Below are 20,715 nucleotides of genomic sequence, written 5' to 3' on the forward strand. Positions count from 1 at the left end.
TGGGAATTTTGCAAGATTAATGATGATAAAAAGATTGCCTAGTAGTACAGCGAGTATTTTTGCTTGCTCATTTGTCGAATTATGCGCTGGGCTCAAGTAAGTGCACGCGCGAGGATTGGAGGATTGTAAAAGCATGATTTTTTAGAGCACAAGTTAATTTCTGAATCAAATACTTTTATATATTTCAGATAAGATTGGAGTTTAGCTGCACTAGAAACACAAGCTGCCATGCGCGGGCTTAAATTTTAAAGAAAAGAACTAAACTAAAGGAGAGTTTTCACAATTAGATAGAAGTATGATACGATCACTTTTTTAAAAACTAAAGAGTGGTTTTATGGTTTGTTGTAAGGGATGTTGCTCTGATATCTTTGTAAAGAATGGCATTGTGAGGGGGTGTACAGCGTTATAAGTGCAGATCATGTTCTAAATTTTGTTGAGGGCGATCTGGGCAAGAAGCCTCAAACAGCTGTTAAGAAAGCATTATGCGTTATGCTATATAGTCTTGGTAATGGCTCTTTTTCTATGTTATGCAAGATATTATGGCATTCGCCGTCCATAATTTATCGCTGGGTAGTAGAGGTGATGGGCAAGACTCAGGAGCCAGTTGTCTCTTCGGATATTATGGAGATGGAATTCGACGAGATGTGGCATTTTATTGGTTCAAAAAAAACAAGCTTTGGATCATTAAGGCAGTTGATCGTAGTACAAGGAGAACCGTTGCCTGGGTTACAGGCAATCGTGATACTGCAACATTCCAAAAGCTCTACAACAAAGTGAGTCATCTGAAAGAATGTCATTTTTATACGGATGATTGGGATGCTTTTTCTAAAATTTTACCCAAAGAGCGTCATACAATTGGAAAGTCTGGCACAGTATGTATCGAGAGAGATAATAGCAACACGCGACATCATTTATGCCGAATGACACGGCGTACTAAAATCGTTTCTAAAAAAGAGTCAAGGGTATACGGATCCATCAAGCTTTGGTGCGCTCTTACTATTACACAAATATTCAAACAATATCAAGAACAGCTCTTATCTATCTTTATGTGAAAACTCTCAACTAAAGTATTCTGTTACTTGGGAAGTTGGTATTATATAGAAAATCATGCCAAAGTAGTCTGCACAATAACTTTACAGATAGTGCTTATAATACAGGTAATATCTTGAATATTTAATTTTACATGCTAATTCTGTATTTAATTATTGGAAAAGTTTTTGACTTGCGCTAACATTCTCAAAAATTTCTATTTGTTTTGTCTCTCTGCAGTAAGTTATGAAAGCTATTTTTATCATGATTTTGCTGTTTTAGAGCTTCATATTTAATCTAATTAAATTTCATGTCAGAAAAATTGCAAGGAGAGTCTTATAAGACGTTGCGCCCTACAGTCCCAGCACTAGAGGAAATGTTGCAGAAAACTTTGCCTGTGCTAGATCATGGGTTTGTAAGGCTTATAGACTATATGGGAGATGATGCCGCCGTTGTGCAGGCAGCACGCGTCTCTTACGGCCGCGGGACAAAAAGAGCAAATGAAGACAAAGGCTTAATAAATTATTTGATGAGGCATTCTCATACCACGCCATTTGAGATGTGTGAGATAAAATTGCACATAAAGCTTCCTATATTTATAGCACGTCAGTGGATTAGACATAGAACTGCAAGTGTGAATGAATATTCAGCGCGTTATTCTGTTTTAGATAGAGAGTTTTATATTCCAAAGCGTGAACATTTAGCAAAACAATCTTCATTAAATAAACAGGGACGCGATGCATTGCTCTCTGATCACGAAGCAAATGAAGTGCTAGAGCTTCTAAAACATGATGCAAGCATGCTATATCGCAATTATATGCGAATGCTGAATATGGATGACGCAACTGGTGAAGTCATAGATCAAGGAAGAGATGGACTTACTAGAGAACTTGCAAGGATGAATCTATCACTAAATTATTATACACAGTGGTATTGGAAGATAGATTTACATAATCTGCTGCATTTCTTGAAGCTGCGTGCTGATCCGCATGCGCAGTTTGAGATTAGAGAATATGCTGGTGTAATACTAGAACTTGTGAAGAAATGGGTGCCATACACATACGAAGCTTTCAGCAATTATAAACTCGGTGTGGCCCACATATCGGAAGCTGCGTTAAATGTGATCAGAGCTATGATTAATGGTAAGATTGTTGCTCAAGAAGAAAGCGGCATATCTAAACGTGAATGGTCAGATTTGATGGCTTTGCTTGGTAAATGAATTAACTTAACGAGAGCTGTTAGTTATGTGAATTATTTTATAATGGATAACTTATTTAAATAAGTGCAAAAATTGAGCCGTGAGCAATCTTACTAAGGTTTTTAAAATCGATGTTTTTGCAGAGTAGATATGTTCTATATTCATAGTGATTAAACATCATAAACTAAAAATAATTATCTATAAGTAACTTTTACATTTTGTTTTATGTTTTATTAATTAATATGCAAGAAAGTTTAAATGATTATTTTGGTACAAGAGAATTAGAGCTATTGCAGAAATATTCTGAACTACTGCTGCTCTGGAATAAAAAAATAAATCTTGTCTCCCGCTCTGTCTTGACATATGAAGATCTAATTCCACATATATTAGATTCTGCACTTTTGAGCAGATTTATTAAAAATAAGCATTTTAGTATAGCAGATATAGGAAGTGGAGGTGGGTTTCCTGGAATGATACTTGCAATACTCGGCTATAATTGCATATTATTTGAGAAAAATAGCAAGAAGACTGCGTTTTTATTAGAAGTCAATGGAATGATTGAAATTAATGCGCAAGTGGTCTGTGGAGATGTTAGAGATGCAAAAAGCAGTGTATTTGATGTGATAGTATCAAGAGCATTTTGTGATACTGTGATGCTGCTTGATTATACGAAACACATTGCTGGGCAAAATACTAATTATCTGCTACATAAAGGAAAGGATTGGCAGAAAGAAGTAAGTAGCCTTATGAGAGATTGGCATTTTGATCTCGAAAATTATAATAATATTCATAAGCCGAATTCTAGTATTATATCGATTTCTAATCTGCAGAAAAATAGACATGACGCGCTCTAAGATCATCGCTATTGCTAATCAAAAAGGTGGAGTGGGTAAAACCACTACTGCTGTTAATTTGTCCACTGCGCTTGCCGTGGTTGGAAGTTCTATATTACTCATAGATTTTGATCCACAGGGCAACGCTAGTACAAGCGTTGGTCTATCAAACCAGCAAAGAGATAATGATGTATATAAATTATTGTCGCATGGACTTGCAGTAGAATCTTCTATAGTAAAAACTCAGATTCCAAACCTTGATATTATTCCAGCAACTGTCGACCTTGCTGCTATAGAATCTGAAACTGCTGATCTTGATGGAAGGGAGTTTTTGCTCAAATCAAGGCTAAGGCATATGAATGCAGATTACGACTATATATTTATAGATTGCTGCCCTTCTCTTGGACTTCTGACAATGAATGCATTGGCAGCTGCTCATTCCGTACTTATTCCTTTGCAATGTGAGTTTCTTGCGCTTGAAGGACTTGCACATCTACTTAATACTGTACAACTTATAAAATCGGCAGTAAATCGTGACCTTTATATAGAGGGTGTTTTGCTAACAATGAGTGATAAGCGAAATAGGTTATCTCAACAAGTTGCAAAAGACGTAAGAGAAAAATTGAAAAAACTAGTGTATGATACTGTTATACCAAGAAACGTCAAATTGTCTGAAGCTCCTTCGCATGGAATGCCAGCCATTTTATATGATGTTGTATGCCTTGGCTCCATAGCTTATATGATGCTTGCAAAAGAATTTTTAGCTAAAAATACTTATTAATTAACTAGCATGTAGCTTAGGTAAGCACTGCAGCCCTGAAAAGAGAGCATCAAAAAGATCTGATGATTTGTCACAACATATTTTGATTACTTCTCTTTTTGTACTGCCTCTCTTGAGAAGAGAAGAATTGGTATTTAACTTACGCACATACGAAGTGAGACTTCAAAAAGCGCTAGGAAGAACTAAGGTGGCATGTATAATCAATCAATACAAGCACTGCCAGCAACGCCTATAACAAGCGATCTTTAAAAGGCGCAAATTTTGAAGTATGATTTAGTATGCATGTAGATATTAAAAATAATTTACTATAATGACAACTGAACGTAAAGTCCTTGGTAAGGGATTATCAGCATTGATTTCTACAGATGCAGCATCACTGCTGCAATTAGATGAAAGAAATCATGAGCATATGATATATATCTCTATAGATGATGTGGAGGTTAATCCATACCAGCCGAGGAGTACTATGACAAGTGATGAACTTCAGGAGTTGAGCGATTCTATCAAAGAATATGGAGTGCTTCAGCCTATTTTGGTTGCTAAAGGCAAAAATAAGAGATATTGCATAATTTCCGGCGAGAGAAGATGGAGAGCTTCTATTATTGCGGGTCTCAAGACAATACCTGTGATTTTTAAGAATTGCTCCGATCTTATGCTTTTGCAGATTGCGATCCTTGAAAATATACAGAGAGAAGATTTAACTCCAATTGAAGAAGCAAAGGCATATCAGCAATTAATAGATCAATTTGGTTATACACAAGATCTGCTTGCAGAGAAGCTGAACAAAAGCAGAAGTCATATAGCAAATATGATAAGACTACTAAGGCTTCCTCAAGAAGTGCAAGGATGGGTCGATCAAAATCAGATTTCTGTCGGGCATGCAAAAGCTATATTCACAAGCGATGAGCCTGTAGAATTCGCAAAGCAGGTTATAGACCGTGGACTTAACGTGCGGGAGACCGAGCAACTTGCAAGAGCAAAAAAAGTTAAGAAAGATTCTATAACTGTGACTCGTATTAAATCTTCTGAGAATATTGGAAACGCTCCTGAAGAAAAAGATCTAGATTTACTATCACTGGAGGAGAAAATGTCCAATAATCTTGGTTGCAAAACTGAGATAAAGTTAAGTGGTTCTTCTGGCTCAATCACACTATCATTTAAAACATTGGAAGAATTTGACATATTGGTTTATGCTCTCTGTAGGCAAATTTCTGATATGTCTTAATGTGTCTGTCCGTCAAAAATCTCTTTTGCTTCTCGCAAATCAATTTTTGCGGAAAGTTAAATGTGTAAAAATTAGCTTGGGGAAGGCCATGCACTAATTTTCGGATATATAATTTCTAATACTTGCAAATATTACTTAATAAAATCCATAAGGTTTTTGGCAATTTTGCCACTTTTTCTGCTGGATTTTGCCTGCATCATAATTACTTGTAGGCCAGGATAAATCCTTGGGCTTCTTAGAATTATGACGCAGGCAACTTTTTATTTAAGTGCAGCTTTATAGCTATATACTTTGGTTTAATATAAAATTTAGCTGCACTTAAGGGACACATTATATATTATTAGCAATAGACCTCTTGCATAACCTCATTCTGAGGTAGAAATTCTTATAGAGTAGATTTTTGCAAAACGTCACCAAACAATGATCCACGTGAGTGTTTTTATGTTTTAGTGACAATCAAATCACAGTTTGGAACAGGTTATGCAAGAGGTCTAATATACATACTTTCCTTCTTGTGATTTATGTTTTTGAAATGCGCTGATAACCGGTTTTATTTTGAAGGTTATGTCCTTGTATTGCTGCATTATCAATTTTTACTCAAGCGGGATTTTGATTAAATACTAATTTAACAAGGGGAATTCGGCCAATGCCAAAGATTGTGGTGGATGGGGTAGATATAGAAGTAGAAAATGGTACTACTGTTATTCAAGCATGTGAAATGCTTGGTATAGAGATTCCAAGATTTTGTTACCACGAAAGACTGGCGATAGCAGGAAATTGTAGGATGTGCCTTGTTGAGGTTGAAAAGTCTCCGAAGCCTGTGGCCAGCTGTGCTCATCCTATATCAGATGGGATGGTTGTGCACACAAACACTCCACTCGTGAGAAAAGCACGAGAAGGTGTAATGGAATTTTTACTTATAAACCATCCGCTAGATTGTCCAATATGTGATCAAGGTGGAGAGTGTGATCTTCAAGATCAGGCCATAAAATATGGAAGAGGCGTCAGTAGATATAATGAATGTAAGAGAGTCGTAGAAGATAAAAACATAGGTCCATTGATCACTACACATATGACAAGGTGCATACATTGCACTAGGTGCATCAGGTTTTTAGAAGATGTCGCAGGAACGCAAGAGCTTGGAGCGCTTGGTAGAGGTGAGCATATGAAAATCTCTACATGTATCGAGAAATCCATAACGTCAGAGTTATCTGGAAACATCATAGATCTTTGCCCTGTCGGTGCACTAACGTCAAAGCCATACGAATTTAAAGCAAGAAGCTGGGAGCTTCGCAATACAGAAACTATAGATGTGATGGATGCAGTTGGCTCAAATATTAGAGTTGACTCAAGAGGTAGCGAAGTAATGAGAGTTTTGCCAAGACTAAACGAAGATATCAATGAAGAATGGATTTCTGACAAAACCAGATTCTCATATGATGGGCTGAAGTATCAAAGGCTTGACACACCTATGATAAGGGAAGCTGGAGGTAAGTTTAAAACAGTATCATGGCTTGAAGCTTATCAGGCGATTGGCGCTGCAATTTCTGCTTCGTCTCCTGACAAGATTGCTGCGATCGCAGGAGATTTGATAGATGTTGAAACAATGCTCCTCACTAAAGAATTATTAACAAAAATAGGCAGCTATAATTTTGATTGCAGGCAGGATGGAAGTCTTCTTGGAAATCAGGTGCGTGCATTATATACTTTTAATACTACGATTGCAGGGATAGAAGATGCTGATGCGTGTTTGATAGTTGGCAGCAATCCAAGACATGAAGCGACTATACTGAATGCACGTCTTAGGAAGGCATGCATATATAATGGCATGAAGGTTGCATTGATCGGAGAGCAAGTTGATTTAACGTATAGATATAAGCATCTAGGTGTAAACCCATGGATCTTAAAACAGATAGCAGATGCCGAACATGATTATTTTGCTGACTTAAAGAATGCAAAGAATCCGATGATTATAATCGGATCAGGTATTTTGGCTCGCCCTGATTATGAAGTATTCATACATTACGCAAGAGTTATTGCCGAAAATACTGGAATGGTGCGCGAAGATTGGAATGGATTAAATATTTTGCAGCGTGCTGCGTCAAGAGTTGGTGGTTTAGATATAGGTTTTTTACCAGGTTCTGGTGCTTTAAGTACAAAGCAGATTATGACAGATGCAAATATAATCATGTTGCTTGGCGCGGATGAATTAGATTTTAGTACAGTGAAAGAAGATGCTTTTATAATATATCAAGGACATCACGGTGATTTAGGAGCGCATAGAGCAAATGTGATACTTCCTGGCGCTGCTTATACTGAGAAGGATGCAACATATGTGAACCTTGAGGGAAGAGCTCAAAGAACTCGTATTGCTTCATATCCACCAAACCATGCCAAGGCTGATTGGGAAATAATTAATGATTTAGCAAAATTTTTAGGCCATGACTTACAATATACTTCAATTCAAGATGTGAGAAAGAAGATGTGCTCCATCTCAACTGTTTTTGATAATGTTGGATGTATAGTGAAGAATGAAATGAATATGGAAGCTGTAAAAAAAGTTAGAGAATTTCAGAGTGATGTGATAGAAAACCCTATTCACAATTATTTTATGACTAATTCCGTCTCTAGACATTCTAAGACAATGCTTGAATGTTCAAAAATTTCTTCAGGAGTAGAGAGTTAATTTGTATTATGTGATCTTGAAATGGATAAAAATATACGCAAGCTGATCGCTCAGAATAAGAGAGCTCGTTACGATTATTTTATAGAGCAAACAATGGAGGCTGGAATCGTACTTACTGGCACGGAGGTGAAGTCATTGCGCAATGGTAAAGTCAGCATATCAGAATCTCACGCGACGCAGATGGGGGGTGAGATCTATCTTTTAAATGCGCATATTCCTGAATATACCGAGGGCAACAGGTTTAATCATTACCCACTGCGCCCAAGAAAGCTATTATTGCATGCAAGTGAGATTAAGAAGTTCATAGGCCTCATTAAGAAAAAAGGTGTTACCCTTGTCCCTCTCAACATTTATTTTAACCATAGAAACCGAGCAAAAGTATCTCTAGGAGTTGCAGTTGGGAAAAAGCAACATGATAAACGTGAAACAATCAAGCAAAGAGATTGGGAAAGAGAGAAAGCACGCCAGAAGAGAATTGATGCCAATTCTTGAATAGAGTTTGATCAGTAGATTCGCATAATTTAGAAATAACTTCTAATTCATAAGCATAATTTAGCGCGAGTTGCCAATTAATATTAAGCATCTAAGCTACTAATTACCGGCAATGCGGATCAATAGATCGTTCATAAAATCATCAAAAACAGTACCTTGATGCAAAAACCTTTTTCATATGTTATTTTTGTTTATTTGCAAAACCCTCAAGCAACATATAGGGCCCTAAAATCTGCCACACAGCAAGCAATTAATTGGCAACTCGCATTAATTTATGTGAAGGTTTAGATTCGATTAAGGATTCGCGGCAGATTAGATTCAGAAAAGGTAACTCATGTAACACTTGTGTTTTACTGTACTTTTCTATAGCCATTCTGTTTTCAAGATTTGGCTCTCCGTTCATAATCACACCAAGAATTGGAATCTTGCGCGCGCGCAGTGCATTGATAGTGAGACAAGTGTGGTTAATGGTTCCAATAGTTGTTCTAGAAACAACTATAACTTGAGCTTTGAGTTTTGTTATAAGATCTATTATTAAGTCATTTTCATTCAGAGGAACCATCACGCCTCCAGCTCCTTCTATGAGCAAACGATTACAATCTGGAATATTTTCTAAAATATTATCTAAATTAATTTTAATATTTTCAGAACGTGCTGCTAAATGTGGAGAAGCTGCAGCTTTCAGTGTATATGCTTCAGTATACGTAAAAATTCCTATGCTTTTTATAATATCGCTATCAAGACTTTCACTAGATCCAGATTGTATAGGCTTCCAGTAAGAAAACCCAAAATGAAGACAAAGCCAAGCAGATACAAGTGTCTTGCCAACATTTGTATCTGTTCCTGTGATAAATATTCTCATGTTTATGAAATGCTTGAATGATTTCTTTTAACAGCAATTGAAGATAATTCAAGTTCAAAATATAGAAAGACTCTTTAAAAAGGAATCTAATATCAGAGCTGCAGCAAATTTATCATCTATAGAGTTGCGTTTTTTCCTGCTAAGTTGAGTTTCACTTAAAAGCTTATCTGCAGCTTTGGTAGACAGTCTTTCATCATATAAAGCGACTGGCATTTTGAAAAATTCTTTTAAAGCACTAGCAAATGAAATGATATATTCCGATTGTTGGCCAAGTGTTCCATTCATCTGGCGAGGCAATCCTAGAACAAATCCAATCACTTTTTCTGGGCTTGTTGAGCTTATTATACTATTTATCTCAATAAGATCTTCTTCAATCGCAAAGTGACGCTTCATCACCATGAGTGGCAGAACAACATTAATAGAAATGTTACACTTAGCAATTCCTATTTTTTTCTGTCCAACATCGAGTCCTAAAATCACAGAGTTTTGATTGTATTTTATAAGATCAGTAAACTCTGCACGTTGCACAGAATCTTGGTGAAATAGCGCTATCATATCGGAATCTTGCATGCTGGGTACTTTTGAAAAATTATCGTATATACTTGTCATATTTTTCAAAATTGGCGTCGTTAAAATATATAATAAATACCAATTCTTCATTTACCTGCAGTATATGGCACTGCTGGCAAAGCCACTTGCGCAAACTCCTTTGAACTGATTTTCCATATTATACCAAATCCCCCAAATAACAGAACACTTTAGCAGCGTCTTTTCTTTAAAATTTAAGCGCGCCCAGGACCTTGACTTTGTTACAAAAGAAGCAACGAGATGCGTATCTTATGTTTATCTGCTAAATAGATCAGCTAAAGAACGAATAAAGCTGGTGAATAAATGGCAGATCAATATAAGATACACAACTGGTTGGAATATAACACAAATTTAGAAAATAGATGTAACATTTATTTTTTATTTGAATTATATCATCTACCCAGCCATTCTTCATCTCTACTGATATGTGAATACAGCTCTCTCTCATAACTTTTGATAGTAGACATAGAGGGAAATATAACAGCATCATGTGTAAAAAATTTATTTATTAACTTTGTCAGTGCATCATAAGTGGATGGAAAATCGCATGTAATTATCCTCTCATTTAAAATAGATTTTCTATGCAGTGAGATATAATAAAGATCCACGTCTTTTTTCTGTACTAGCTGCTTTTTTATACCAAAGGCATCGCCATATAAATATATGAGACCCTCTATAAGAAGCTGAGGTGCTACCCCTCTTTTTATTTCACTAGAGCTTGGTATGTTGCCTGTTTTATAGTCAATTATTTTTACATCTCCGTTTTTTAGCAAATCAACTCTATCTGCTATTGCAGTAACACAGACCAATTTTCCTTCATCTGTTAAAAACTTTATCGTACCTTTTACTTCTGTGATACTCTGCTTTATAGAATTTAGATTTTTTTCTTTGTAACACAAGAATAGATCAGCAACTTGATTTATGTAGTCTTTGAAGAAATATTCCAGCACTTGCTGCTTAAGTTGGTCATTTGTGCAAGCACCAAATTTGCTGTAAAAAAGGGACACAAGATTATCTACTGACGATATGTCTTTCTCTACAGCATTGGACAGTAGATCGTGTAAAATAATCCCAAAACGCTTTTTTGATATACCAGGAGTTGGTATTGGTTCTAATGGTTTTAATTTTAACACATCATGCACATAGTATAAGTAAGGACTTTTCATCAATCGTTCTATACCACTGACAGATATTTTACTTGGCATAATTTCATTCACATCAATATTAAGAAACGATGTGCAACTCGAAGCAAGTGCTGCAATTTTAAAAATTGGCCTTTTAGCACTATGTCTTGGAATTCTTGAATATTCTGCTCTGACTTTGCTATGATATATCAGATCATCTAAATTAATTTTCTTCATGAGTCTTATATACGCAATTAAGCGATCAATAAATCTTGAAGCTTGTAACACACCGCTTTTTCTTGATTTGGAATAAGAAAATAAGACTCGTTTTTGTGCAAGCAAGTGTGCAAAATCAAAAGCTGCATATCCAATTTCTACATCTTTCATTATAATATTGTCATTCTTCTTTGCTCTCACTTCTTGCGATATATATCCGTGATCTATGAGATAACTGGGAAAAAAGGATTCTTGCATCCCCGCTGCTACCACAAAATCAAATTTTAAAAACCTTGCCTCCATTGGAGTCAAAATTTCAACACAATGCTCAGTTTTTTCACATTTACGCAATTCTAGATTTTTCAATAGAGACTTTAATAGCTCATTATAATCCTCTTTAAATAATAAGTTGCAAGTAACAACAGGATTTGATGTAGTGCTGTGCACTAATTCTTCCAAAATATAAAAGTGCTGAGATTCACGAGCTTGAGGGTGTATCAAATGACAAAATGTTTCAAAATGAGCAACGAGAACTTGATTAAAAGATGACGTTTTTTGCATCACATCTTTAAAGTGCATTATTCTTTCGTAATAGTTCCTTAGTGGTTCTATATCGCAAGACAAATTATTTTTACTAGAAAGTTTGAAATATAAATCTATATTTTGTGTATATTCAGAATGACGTATGATTCTTTTTTCAAACATATATACACTTTCTCGAAGCTCCTCAAATACTATAGAAGATGGATGTTTGAACAATGATAACCAAATCTTAAAGTCAGAACTGCCCTCAGTGGCAGCTTTCAGTATTAATATAAAAAGCTGTATTATATGTGATTGTTCATGCTGCATTGGTGTTGAGTCATCATAGCGAATCACATGCGCATCAAGCAGTGCAGAGACAATTTTTATTACCTCTCTGTTATTTGTTATAATAGCAATCCTTGCATTTTCATCTTCTTGCATCGCAATTTGTACTGCATTACAGATGATTTTTGCTTCCTCAATTTGACTTTTTGCTTCTACTATTTCAACATGATCTAGAGCAGAAACATACTCATGCTGTATTGTCTCTATCAAGTTTCCCATAAGTTCAGGTGGATAGAGTATCTGTGATATGAAAAGCTCTAATATATTATGAAATCCTTGGTCTTGCACTTCGCAAGCAACATCTAGTACATCATCTTTATTATTTATAAGAGCGCTTAAATGGTTAACAATATGCCATGTGTAATGTTTTTGATGAACATTCATCGTGCTGAATTTTGCAAAATGACAACTGCCTTGAGTGTCTAATTTGCCAGACAAAAAACTACTTTGTGAATCGCTAACATCAAAATCTAATGATTGCTGTGATGTGTTGGGTTTTATTCGATTTGTATGAAATTCTTGGTTTGTTTTCGCAATACTATTACTTGGCATGCCTTGAATAAATATATATGAGTTCTCAAGCTTAGATATAGCTTTTACAATTTGTTTAATGTATGTAGTATTATTTGCTGGTAGCAAAGCAAATATAGTTTTTTTCTTGTAAATGCTGAGTATCTTTTCTATGCGCTGTGCTGCTATGACTTGTCTTTGTTGTTCTGTAACGACTCCATCTGTTTCTCCACGTTGCTTTAAATTCTCTATTAAGTAACTCAATAGCTGTTCTTTATCACTACCAGATTTTAATAATTCAATATCATATTGATTATGATAATATTCAGATAACGCCCTTGTAATTTCTGCTAATTCTGATTCTTTAAATTTCAATTGATCTTTTGATTCATATGTTTTGAGGCGACAGTTTTCACCTTCCTTATTTATGTAAGCAATATAATCTGTGTAAATAGCGAAGTTTAGTTGTGATTTTTGGAATGTATTGGGTAGTTGCAGTAATTCTAATTCACTTAACTTCTCTTCTCTGCTTATAAGTTCTAACATATTATCCGCAAGATCTGAGTACGAAAGTATAGAAGGCAAGATGCTTAAATTACCTTGTGTTCTTATGAATTCATGGAATTCTCTGATAGATCTATGATTTGGCAGAATAACCAAATAATCTGATAGTGCAAGTTTGGAGTATAGTTTAGATGAATATGCTATATAGGACGCGTTTTTTGCTGCTATATTCTCTATTTGAGAAAGTAATATATTGAAAACATTGCGTGTAAAGGGAATACTCAAAAATTTAGCCATTCTTTGTTAGTCACTACTTATTTGTTAATACGAATTGCTGTTTAATAGCACGAGTATATGACAACTCGGGTAATTTTAGAATATTTGATATAAGTATGAAGGCAGTTTGGATAATTTTGAACTACAAAGTTAGCAACCTACACAAATATGGCACTGCCTTCACAAGTGCAGGCGCGAAGATTTTAATAGCATGATTTTTGAGAATACCAGTTAATTTCCGAATCAAATATATTTACAAAGAAATGAACGAAGTAATACTTTAAAAATCAGACCAAAAAGATCTGCTTAAGTGGCTTCGCTAGCAGTGTCATAGTAACATATCTTAATAATTATACTATTTTTGTGAGCGGCTCTAATCTGTTGCTGCCTGCAATCAATCTATGGTAGCACGCATTATGTATTTATTAAAAGCTGATATAATCGGCTATTATCTTCCGAAATTGGTTGTCAAAAACTATTTTTCAAGATTAGTATGTAACTTTAGCTTACAAAATATTAATCTTTGATAATGACATGCTTAATAACCTGAAAGCAAGAGTAGTGGAATATATATCTTTAACAAAAGATATTGTGAGTCGTATTAGCATAGGAAAGTTAAATAAAGAGTTACTTGATATGTGGTATACGTATGCTGATAAATTAAAAAATTTAGCAGAGACGAATTTTAAGCTAGGAGTATATCACTTTGAGCGAGGATATTTAAATGATGCGATATTTAGATTTAAACTTTTGAAAATATTTTGTGATAAATATCCTGCGTCTAATTATTATCTTGCAAGATGCTATATAGAAAAATTCAAATATGAAAGAGCAGCTATTTTTTTATCGCATTATTTTGCATCCGGTGATTCTGCATTTGCTGGTGAAAGTAAATATTGCAAAAAACTCATATCAAATGAACTTGGATCGATCGTAAGCTTGCCAGGTAGTATAGTTGCACATAATTTAGACAAGCTAGCATATAATTATGTAGAAAATAGTAAAGTTTCGCCTGTTGATTGCTCTTTGAGTGAATTTGAAATTCTTGAGAATATAGTAAAGGTATCAGAGAAACCATTTGGTAACAATATATTGCATATAGGTTCAAAATTGGGAAGAGTTGGCAGACTTTGTCGCAGTGAAAGAATCGCAGATGTGATAAATGGTATTGAAGTCTCTAAAGCTATGTGTAAGATTGCAGCCACAATGATGCATGAAAACGTTAGAATATATACGCATATATGCCTTTCTAGGAGTTTTGAAGATTATTTTAAGAGCCTCGCATTATACTCTGGCGTTCAATATGATATAGTTATTTTATCTGATATTCTTTCTTACTTACTTGATGTTGAATCTGTACTTTCATCTTTAAATCCTTTACTGCATAGTAAAAGTCTTGTATTGATAAGCTTCGAAAAATCTAGTGGCAAAACTCCAGTTTTTATCAGACAAACTGAAAGATTTACACATAATGCTCAAAGCATTAAAAGCATTGCGGAAGGAAATGGTCTTACATTATTGGATGAAAGTGAAAACAAAGTATCTGGCAGTCAAAAAATTGGTATCATGGTGTTTGCAAAAGCTTGATCGAGTTTGGTGATAAGGTGTAAAGAAGATTGAAAAGCGGATGAATTTTAAAGAGTCGCCTGTGTCATAACTCTAATGAGTCTTTCCGTTAAAAATTGATTTGCTACGCAAATAAATTTTTGCGGAAAATTAAATGTACAAAATTTAGCCTTGAGCTCTGACTTGCGTTAATTTTTGTACTTATGATTTGTCCTATACTTGAAATACTACTTTAGGCACCACCAACAAAATCAATAAGGTTTTTGGCAATTTTGCCACTTTGTTTGCTGGATTTTCAGTGTGCCATAGTTGCTTGCAGGCCAAGATAAGTCCTGCACTCCTTAGAGTTATGATAGACAGACTAGAGAGGCTCTGTATAAACTGCAATTGCATAGCGTTTTTTTCCTGCAAGAAGCACTATCTTCCCATTAAGAAAATCAACTATACTAACTTGCTGACTTGGATCTTGGATTACTTTATTATTATACTTTGCGCCGCCACCTATAATAAGTTTCTTTGCTGCACTATTAGATTCTGCAAGTCCAGTCATGACAAAAAGCTGAAGGAACTTTATTCCAGATTCTATATCTTGTTTTGAAATATTAATCTTTGGAAGATCATCGATTGATAGCTCGGCACTACGCTCAAAAGCTTTGCTTGCAGTGCTAAAGGCCTTTTCTGAAGCTTCTTCTCCATGACAAAGCTTTGTTGCTTCATTTGCAAGGATAATTTTTGCATCATTAATTTCTGCGCCTTTGAGCTTTGATAGCCTCTCGATCTCTTGTTCGTCTAATTCTGTAAAAAGCCTTAAAAATCTTATAACATCAGTGTCTTCCGTATTGCGCCAGAATTGCCAATAATCATATGGAGACTTCATGCTAGAGTTCAGCCAAACTGCACCGCTTGCGCTTTTCCCCATTTTAGCGCCTGATGCCATTGTAATTAAAGGACAAGTAAGACAAAATAGTTCCTTATCTATTACCTTGTGCGCAAGCCAGACGCCATTTACTATATTTCCCCATTGGTCTGAACCACCTACTTGTAACCTACAGCCAAATCTTTTATATAGCTCTAAAAAATCATATGCTTGCAAAAGCATATAGTTAAATTCTAAAAAGCTGAGGCTTTGTTCTGCATCTAAGCGTGATTTAACGCTTTCAAAGGTAAGCATTTTATTTACTGAAAAATGCCTACCATAATCACGTAGAAATTCTAAATATTTGATCTCACAAAGCCAATCATTGTTGTCTACAAAATGAGCTTTATCAAAGTTTATGAAGCGTTTAAATACAGTGGAAATTGATTCTTTATTTTCCTGAATAGTCTCATATGAGAGCATAGTCCTTGCATCACTTTTGCCAGATGGATCCCCTATCATGGTTGTTGCGCCTCCAACTAGCACTATTGGAGTATGCCCTAGTTTTTGAAACCATCTTAGAATCATAATGTTCACAAGATTTCCAACGTGCAAGGATTTTGCTGTACAATCGAATCCGCAATAAAGCACAACTTCTGAGTTATGTGCCAAATTGTCTAGGTCTTGTATATTTGTATTTTGGTACAAGAAACCGCGAGTTTGCAAAATTCTTAGTATTTCAGATTTCATTTCATACTCTCTTTGAAAGCGATATAGCAATTTTAGTAGCAGTTTTTACGCCAAACATAAAAATATTCACTCCAACAGAATTGGATTGTGCAGTCGAATGAACATATTCAAGCCCTCTGCTCTTATGTTCTATTTCTTCATTACGAAATTGTGTTATTTTCTGCAACAATTTCTCTTCACCAGGAACTTTGGAGAGTAACTTCTGCTGTTTATAGTAGTGATCATCTATAACTTCTTCGACAGCTGCAGTACATGCCATCGCATATTTATCTCCTAGAAGTCCAGAGATTTTTCCAAGTGCAAAACCTAAAAAATGCCAAGCTGGAGAAAGAAAAGTTGGCCTTACTCGTTTTTGTTTTGCAAGATTCTCAAAATAAGCCAGGTGTATAAGTTCTTGTTCATACATATGACGTATTTCATCATAACATTTAGAGTTTTTTAATGCATGCATTTGTCCTTCGTATATACGTTTTGCACCATATTCTCCAGCATGATTTACTCTTACCACACTATCATACTCTGCTTTTGAGATATGGACTTGCCTCTTCTTTGCTGCATTTTGTATAGAGTTTTGCATTTTAAAGACCAAAATTAATCATTCAATTACTTATTATATGCGGGTTACAAATTATTTTATCAATTGGCAACTTTTCTAAATGTTTCAAAAATTGAGTCAGGAATGAACTTCTTAAAGTTTTTAAAATATGAAATTCAACTATTTTTGCATGGTAGAAGTGCCAAAATGTCATATATCTCTGGTAAATGAAGCGTTGTTATTTACATACGAAGTTAGACTTCAAAAAAGAGCTAGTGCGCATGTCTATAAAATCAATAGAACTCTTGCATAACCTCATTCTGAGGTAGAAATTCTTATAGAGTAGATTTTTGCAAAACGTCACCAAACAATGATCCACGTGAGTGTTTTTATGTTTTAGTGACAATCAAATCACAGTTTGGAACAGGTTATGCAAGAGGTCTAATATATAAGGAGCATTCTGTACAACACTCAATTTTAAAAAGTGTGGCGAGTATATGATGCACCTCTTTGTATAACACTGCCGGCAGTAATATTACAGAAAATCTGCCATATACTAAAGTTATTAATCAGCAACTAAAGGTTATTATATGCCTGCCACCTGGAAAAGTCGCAAATAACTAATAGACTTCTTCTTCAAACTTGTTTCAGTTTAGGCAAGTGCAAGGAGTATGCGAAAGCGCGAGGAAGCCCAAGTGTCCAAGAATTACATGAACTTCCCTGAATGCTAAGGATGCAACACGAGCAATTGGCCGCTAGAACAAGTTTGAAGAAGAAGTCTAATGCATCATAATAAGATTTTAACACGTAGCATTATCAAGAAGTCGATTTTCTACGGCAAGTGCAGCTACAAACTCCCTTAGCTCCTGCCTTGCAGCTATAACTGAATGCGTAAGCTTTATTTTATCTGTAATACCTATATCATGTAAAGTAAGCCCACTTAGGAAAAGTTCTTTAAAGATTACTCTATCTCCAAAACCTCGCACTACTCTAAAACCAAACTTCTTTGATAACTTTCCGATAGCAACTTCTATATTTTTTTTGTTATTTGTATCAAGTGACGAAATTCTATTTCTCACTACAACCCAGTCTACCTCTTTTTTATCCCTAGCTGCACGCTTTATTTTTTGCTCCCATACCATAGCACTATATACTCCAGGCTTTACTACATTTAGTGCACTTGGTTCACATCTTCCAAGCAAATCAATATCTACAAAACTATCATTGATAGGAGTCACTATAATATCAGCGTAAGAGTGTGCCGCTCTACTTAGTTCTGTATCACTTCCTGGAGTATCTATGATGATAAAGTCGCAAGCTGTGTCATATATTGATATCATACCAGAGATAGTTTCATCATATGTCAAATCTGATGTCTCAAGCTTTATACATATAGGCATTGCAAGTGCAAGATTATTGCTTTTTACCGTAGTTGCTCTATTTTCTATGTATGTAGATAGAGATTTTTGTCTGATATCTAAATCAAGCGCAGCTACATTATATCCCATCTTAAGCAACGTCACTGCTGTATGCATAGCTGACGTAGTCTTGCCTGATCCACCCTTTTCATTCCCAAACACAATGACTTTAGCCATTTATACCTTTAATCCCTCAAAATAACTTGGCAAATTTTCAAATTTCACTATCTGCTCAATACCAGTTGTCATATTCTTTACTATGCAGTTTTTTTCTGTCAGTTCACTATCGCCAAAAATAATAACAAAATCTGCTCCTCTCTTATTCGCTTTTTGCATGCGTTTCTTGAGGCTGAGTCCATAGTCTATATAAACTGGTAGCTCAAATGATCTCAGTGAGTGGATAAGCTTGATTGAATATTCTTCAGCATCTTCTCCAATAGGAATGATTGGGATTCCCAATTTCTTATTTGCTATATCCACTCTTGTTTCCAGAAGCGCAGCAAGTCTCTCAACTCCAAGAGCAAAACCAATTGCAGGAACACAAGAGCCGCCCATGGCACTGACTAATTCATCATATCTGCCGCCGGCAATGACAGTTCCCTGACTACCTAAGTTATCTGTTATGATCTCAAAAACTACTCCAGTGTAGTAATCTAATCCCCTAACAAGCTTGTGGTTTTGCTTATATTTTATTCCGATATCATGTAGATATGATAGCAAACGCTCGTATTTACTTCTAACCTCTTTTGATAAAAAATCAATTATTTTTGGCACTCCATTTAATATCTCCTGATCAGTCTTATCTTTGCTATCCAAAATTCTTAGCGGATTTCGCTCAAGACGTATTTTACTTTCATGTGATAGGCTGGTTTTATAACATCCCAAATAATCCTTGATAGCGAGTTCATACTTTTTTCTGGATTCTATATCTCCCATAGAATTGATGTTTAGCTCTGTTGTGTCGCAAATTCCAAGTGCTTCGATTATAGAATCGGCCATAGCTATTGTCTCAACGTCTGAAGCTATGGAATCTGAGCCAAAAAATTCGTAACTGACTTGATTAAATTGCCTATATCTTGCTTTTTGAGGTCTTTCATGTCTGAAGAGTGGACCTGCCGAAAATAATTTAAGTGGCAGATCTTGCAATAAGTTATTCGATATTGCAGCTCTCACTATTGGAGCTGTTAATTCTGGCCTTAGCGTTATACTTGTTTTATCTCTGTCAAGAAAAGTGTAGGTTTCTTTTGATACTATATCAGATGTATCTCCGAGTGTCCTGAAAAACACGTTTGAATTTTCGAAGATGGGCGTAATAATCTCTTGATATCCAAAAATGCGGGCTTTGCATCGTGCAACGTCGATAACCTGGTTCATTATCTCAAGATTTTTCCCAAATATATCTTGCGTTCCTCTAATAGATTGCAAATTTTTTTCGCTCATTTTGCTACTTTATTGTATTATTTTTAATAAGCTTGTATCATCTAATCGTTAGAATAGCGATTCCTAATATACTAATTCTGCAATATATTTATTGTGGTTTTTAGAATTTGCAAGTATTCTATTGACCACATAAATCAATTTGATGTATTAGGAACGTTAGCGATTTTTATTTAAATGGAGAAATTATCATTATGTTAGCGACATTTTTGCAATACCTTCATGCAGCGCCTATAGCGTTTATAGTGTTCATAGTGACTGCTGCTGTTACACATAGTAAAGTTGTTGAGAGAGTAGGCTCAGAAGTAATTATGGCTCTCTTACTTGTTCTTGCATCGCTTGGACTTGGTGCTGGGCATTTCATACATGAAAATGGCTTTGCACACATTGAGTTGTTTGATCCTTGTTACGGCTATGTTGTTACCTTAGTTGGTGTGGCTTTTAAACTAGTTAGAAGTAAGCTTGTTACTAAAGCTCTCTAATTTGTATTGGATCTTTTGTAGCAGTATGTAGTAGTGCATGCTGCTTGCTCTTTTGTTTCGGCCATTCCATAGTCGCCTATGTCATAACTCTAAGAAGTGTGGTATGTGTTTTGGCTGCAAGCAATTATGATTCACCGAAAGTCCAACAGGAAAAGTGGAAAAATAGCCAAAAACCTTATGGATTTTTTCTAAACACTGACAGCAGTGCTTTAAGTAATAACTTGCAAGTATCGGACAAATTATACCAATTCCCACAAATAACAGCATATATTTGCTGCGTATTTTTTAAAGAAAAGACGAAGCTAAAGTATTCTTTTATTTTAGGGAGTTGATATTGATATCCGAAAATTAGCGCGGGGCCGCATCTTTAAGCTAATTTTGTACATTGCACTTTCCGCGAAAATTTATTTGCATAGCAAATAAATTTTTGACGTACAGACTTCATAGCCTTTGTATGCCTTTTTATTTTTTTGGTGT

Annotated in this window: 17 protein-coding genes; 10 read left to right on the top strand and 7 right to left on the bottom strand. The window is 35.2% G+C overall.

Annotation, left to right across the window (positions count from 1 at the left end; translation table 11 throughout):
* Positions 1-393: 393 nt before the first annotated feature.
* The 8 genes from AACK98_RS01990 (at position 394) to smpB (ending at position 8,244) form a co-directional block, all read left to right on the top strand.
* Positions 394-777, top strand: a complete 384-nt coding sequence (locus AACK98_RS01990) for a hypothetical protein (protein WP_339040562.1) — start codon at positions 394-396, stop codon at positions 775-777.
* Positions 684-1,052 carry an IS1 family transposase gene (locus tag AACK98_RS01995; protein ID WP_339042524.1) on the top strand — a complete coding sequence of 123 codons (369 nt, stop codon included), beginning with the start codon at positions 684-686 and terminating at the stop codon, positions 1,050-1,052. Before AACK98_RS01990 ends, AACK98_RS01995 begins: the two co-directional genes overlap by 94 nt.
* Positions 1,053-1,339: 287 nt before the next feature.
* Entirely contained in the window at positions 1,340-2,248 is a 909-nt protein-coding gene (gene thyX, locus AACK98_RS02000) for an FAD-dependent thymidylate synthase (RefSeq protein WP_339041896.1), read from the top strand.
* 221 nt (positions 2,249-2,469) lie between these two features.
* Positions 2,470-3,081, top strand: a complete 612-nt coding sequence (rsmG, locus tag AACK98_RS02005; RefSeq protein ID WP_339041898.1) for a 16S rRNA (guanine(527)-N(7))-methyltransferase RsmG — start codon at positions 2,470-2,472, stop codon at positions 3,079-3,081.
* Positions 3,068-3,841, top strand: coding sequence for an AAA family ATPase (locus tag AACK98_RS02010; protein ID WP_339041900.1), 774 nt, complete (start codon positions 3,068-3,070; stop codon positions 3,839-3,841). Before rsmG ends, AACK98_RS02010 begins: the two co-directional genes overlap by 14 nt.
* A gap of 409 nt (positions 3,842-4,250) precedes the next feature.
* Positions 4,251-5,066 carry a ParB/RepB/Spo0J family partition protein gene (locus AACK98_RS02015; protein WP_339041902.1) on the top strand — a complete coding sequence of 272 codons (816 nt, stop codon included), beginning with the start codon at positions 4,251-4,253 and terminating at the stop codon, positions 5,064-5,066.
* A 646-nt stretch (positions 5,067-5,712) separates the two neighbouring features.
* Positions 5,713-7,752, top strand: coding sequence for an NADH-quinone oxidoreductase subunit NuoG (gene nuoG, locus AACK98_RS02020; RefSeq protein ID WP_339041904.1), 2,040 nt, complete (start codon positions 5,713-5,715; stop codon positions 7,750-7,752).
* A 21-nt stretch (positions 7,753-7,773) separates the two neighbouring features.
* Positions 7,774-8,244: an SsrA-binding protein SmpB gene (gene smpB / locus AACK98_RS02025; RefSeq protein ID WP_339041906.1), complete on the top strand. Its 471-nt coding sequence runs from the start codon at positions 7,774-7,776 to the stop codon at positions 8,242-8,244.
* A 250-nt stretch (positions 8,245-8,494) separates the two neighbouring features.
* On the opposite strand, the gene bioD is transcribed toward smpB, so the two are convergent.
* From bioD to AACK98_RS02040, 3 genes are all read right to left on the bottom strand, one after another.
* Complete coding sequence (gene bioD, locus AACK98_RS02030) at positions 8,495-9,106, bottom strand: dethiobiotin synthase (protein ID WP_339041908.1); 612 nt, start codon at positions 9,104-9,106, stop codon at positions 8,495-8,497.
* A 54-nt stretch (positions 9,107-9,160) separates the two neighbouring features.
* Positions 9,161-9,766, bottom strand: coding sequence for a Holliday junction resolvase RuvX (gene ruvX, locus AACK98_RS02035; protein WP_339041909.1), 606 nt, complete (start codon positions 9,764-9,766; stop codon positions 9,161-9,163).
* A 320-nt stretch (positions 9,767-10,086) separates the two neighbouring features.
* Entirely contained in the window at positions 10,087-13,074 is a 2,988-nt protein-coding gene (locus tag AACK98_RS02040; protein WP_339041910.1) for a PD-(D/E)XK nuclease family protein, read from the bottom strand.
* A 654-nt stretch (positions 13,075-13,728) separates the two neighbouring features.
* Between AACK98_RS02040 and AACK98_RS02045 the strand changes: the two genes are divergently transcribed.
* Positions 13,729-14,781, top strand: coding sequence for a class I SAM-dependent methyltransferase (locus AACK98_RS02045; RefSeq protein ID WP_339041912.1), 1,053 nt, complete (start codon positions 13,729-13,731; stop codon positions 14,779-14,781).
* A gap of 340 nt (positions 14,782-15,121) precedes the next feature.
* Here the strand turns inward: AACK98_RS02045 and tyrS are convergent, their stop codons facing one another.
* The 4 genes from tyrS to hisS form a co-directional block, all read right to left on the bottom strand.
* Positions 15,122-16,366: a tyrosine--tRNA ligase gene (gene tyrS / locus AACK98_RS02050; protein ID WP_339041914.1), complete on the bottom strand. Its 1,245-nt coding sequence runs from the start codon at positions 16,364-16,366 to the stop codon at positions 15,122-15,124.
* 1 nt (position 16,367) lies between these two features.
* A complete protein-coding gene (locus AACK98_RS02055) occupies positions 16,368-16,943 on the bottom strand; it encodes a demethoxyubiquinone hydroxylase family protein (protein WP_339041916.1) in 576 nt (191 codons plus the stop codon).
* A gap of 758 nt (positions 16,944-17,701) precedes the next feature.
* The gene (locus AACK98_RS02060) at positions 17,702-18,481 is read right to left on the bottom strand and encodes a division plane positioning ATPase MipZ (RefSeq protein WP_339041918.1); all 780 of its coding nucleotides are present in this window, start codon (positions 18,479-18,481) and stop codon (positions 17,702-17,704) included.
* A gap of 15 nt (positions 18,482-18,496) precedes the next feature.
* Complete coding sequence (hisS, locus tag AACK98_RS02065) at positions 18,497-19,759, bottom strand: histidine--tRNA ligase (RefSeq protein WP_339041920.1); 1,263 nt, start codon at positions 19,757-19,759, stop codon at positions 18,497-18,499.
* Between the two features lie 191 nt (positions 19,760-19,950).
* On the opposite strand from hisS, the gene AACK98_RS02070 reads away from it, so the two are divergent.
* The gene (locus AACK98_RS02070) at positions 19,951-20,238 is read left to right on the top strand and encodes a hypothetical protein (RefSeq protein WP_339041922.1); all 288 of its coding nucleotides are present in this window, start codon (positions 19,951-19,953) and stop codon (positions 20,236-20,238) included.
* Positions 20,239-20,715: the final 477 nt, after the last annotated feature.

It is taken from the genome of Candidatus Lariskella endosymbiont of Hedychridium roseum (assembly GCF_964020185.1).
GTDB lineage: Bacteria > Pseudomonadota > Alphaproteobacteria > Rickettsiales > Midichloriaceae > Lariskella.

Excerpts from the sequence above, each read along its gene's own strand:
- AACK98_RS02070 (WP_339041922.1), top strand. The coding sequence starts at position 19,951 with ATGTTAGCGACATTTTTGCAATACCTTCATGCAGCGCCTATAGCGTTT.
- thyX (WP_339041896.1), top strand. The coding sequence starts at position 1,340 with ATGTCAGAAAAATTGCAAGGAGAGTCTTATAAGACGTTGCGCCCTACA.
- bioD (WP_339041908.1), bottom strand. The coding sequence starts at position 9,106 with ATGAGAATATTTATCACAGGAACAGATACAAATGTTGGCAAGACACTT.
- ruvX (WP_339041909.1), bottom strand. The coding sequence starts at position 9,766 with ATGAAGAATTGGTATTTATTATATATTTTAACGACGCCAATTTTGAAA.
- rsmG (WP_339041898.1), top strand. The coding sequence starts at position 2,470 with ATGCAAGAAAGTTTAAATGATTATTTTGGTACAAGAGAATTAGAGCTA.
- AACK98_RS02010 (WP_339041900.1), top strand. The coding sequence starts at position 3,068 with ATGACGCGCTCTAAGATCATCGCTATTGCTAATCAAAAAGGTGGAGTG.
- smpB (WP_339041906.1), top strand. The coding sequence starts at position 7,774 with ATGGATAAAAATATACGCAAGCTGATCGCTCAGAATAAGAGAGCTCGT.
- tyrS (WP_339041914.1), bottom strand. The coding sequence starts at position 16,366 with ATGAAATCTGAAATACTAAGAATTTTGCAAACTCGCGGTTTCTTGTAC.
- hisS (WP_339041920.1), bottom strand. The coding sequence starts at position 19,759 with ATGAGCGAAAAAAATTTGCAATCTATTAGAGGAACGCAAGATATATTT.
- AACK98_RS02055 (WP_339041916.1), bottom strand. The coding sequence starts at position 16,943 with ATGCAAAACTCTATACAAAATGCAGCAAAGAAGAGGCAAGTCCATATC.
- nuoG (WP_339041904.1), top strand. The coding sequence starts at position 5,713 with ATGCCAAAGATTGTGGTGGATGGGGTAGATATAGAAGTAGAAAATGGT.
- AACK98_RS02045 (WP_339041912.1), top strand. The coding sequence starts at position 13,729 with ATGCTTAATAACCTGAAAGCAAGAGTAGTGGAATATATATCTTTAACA.
- AACK98_RS02015 (WP_339041902.1), top strand. The coding sequence starts at position 4,251 with ATGATATATATCTCTATAGATGATGTGGAGGTTAATCCATACCAGCCG.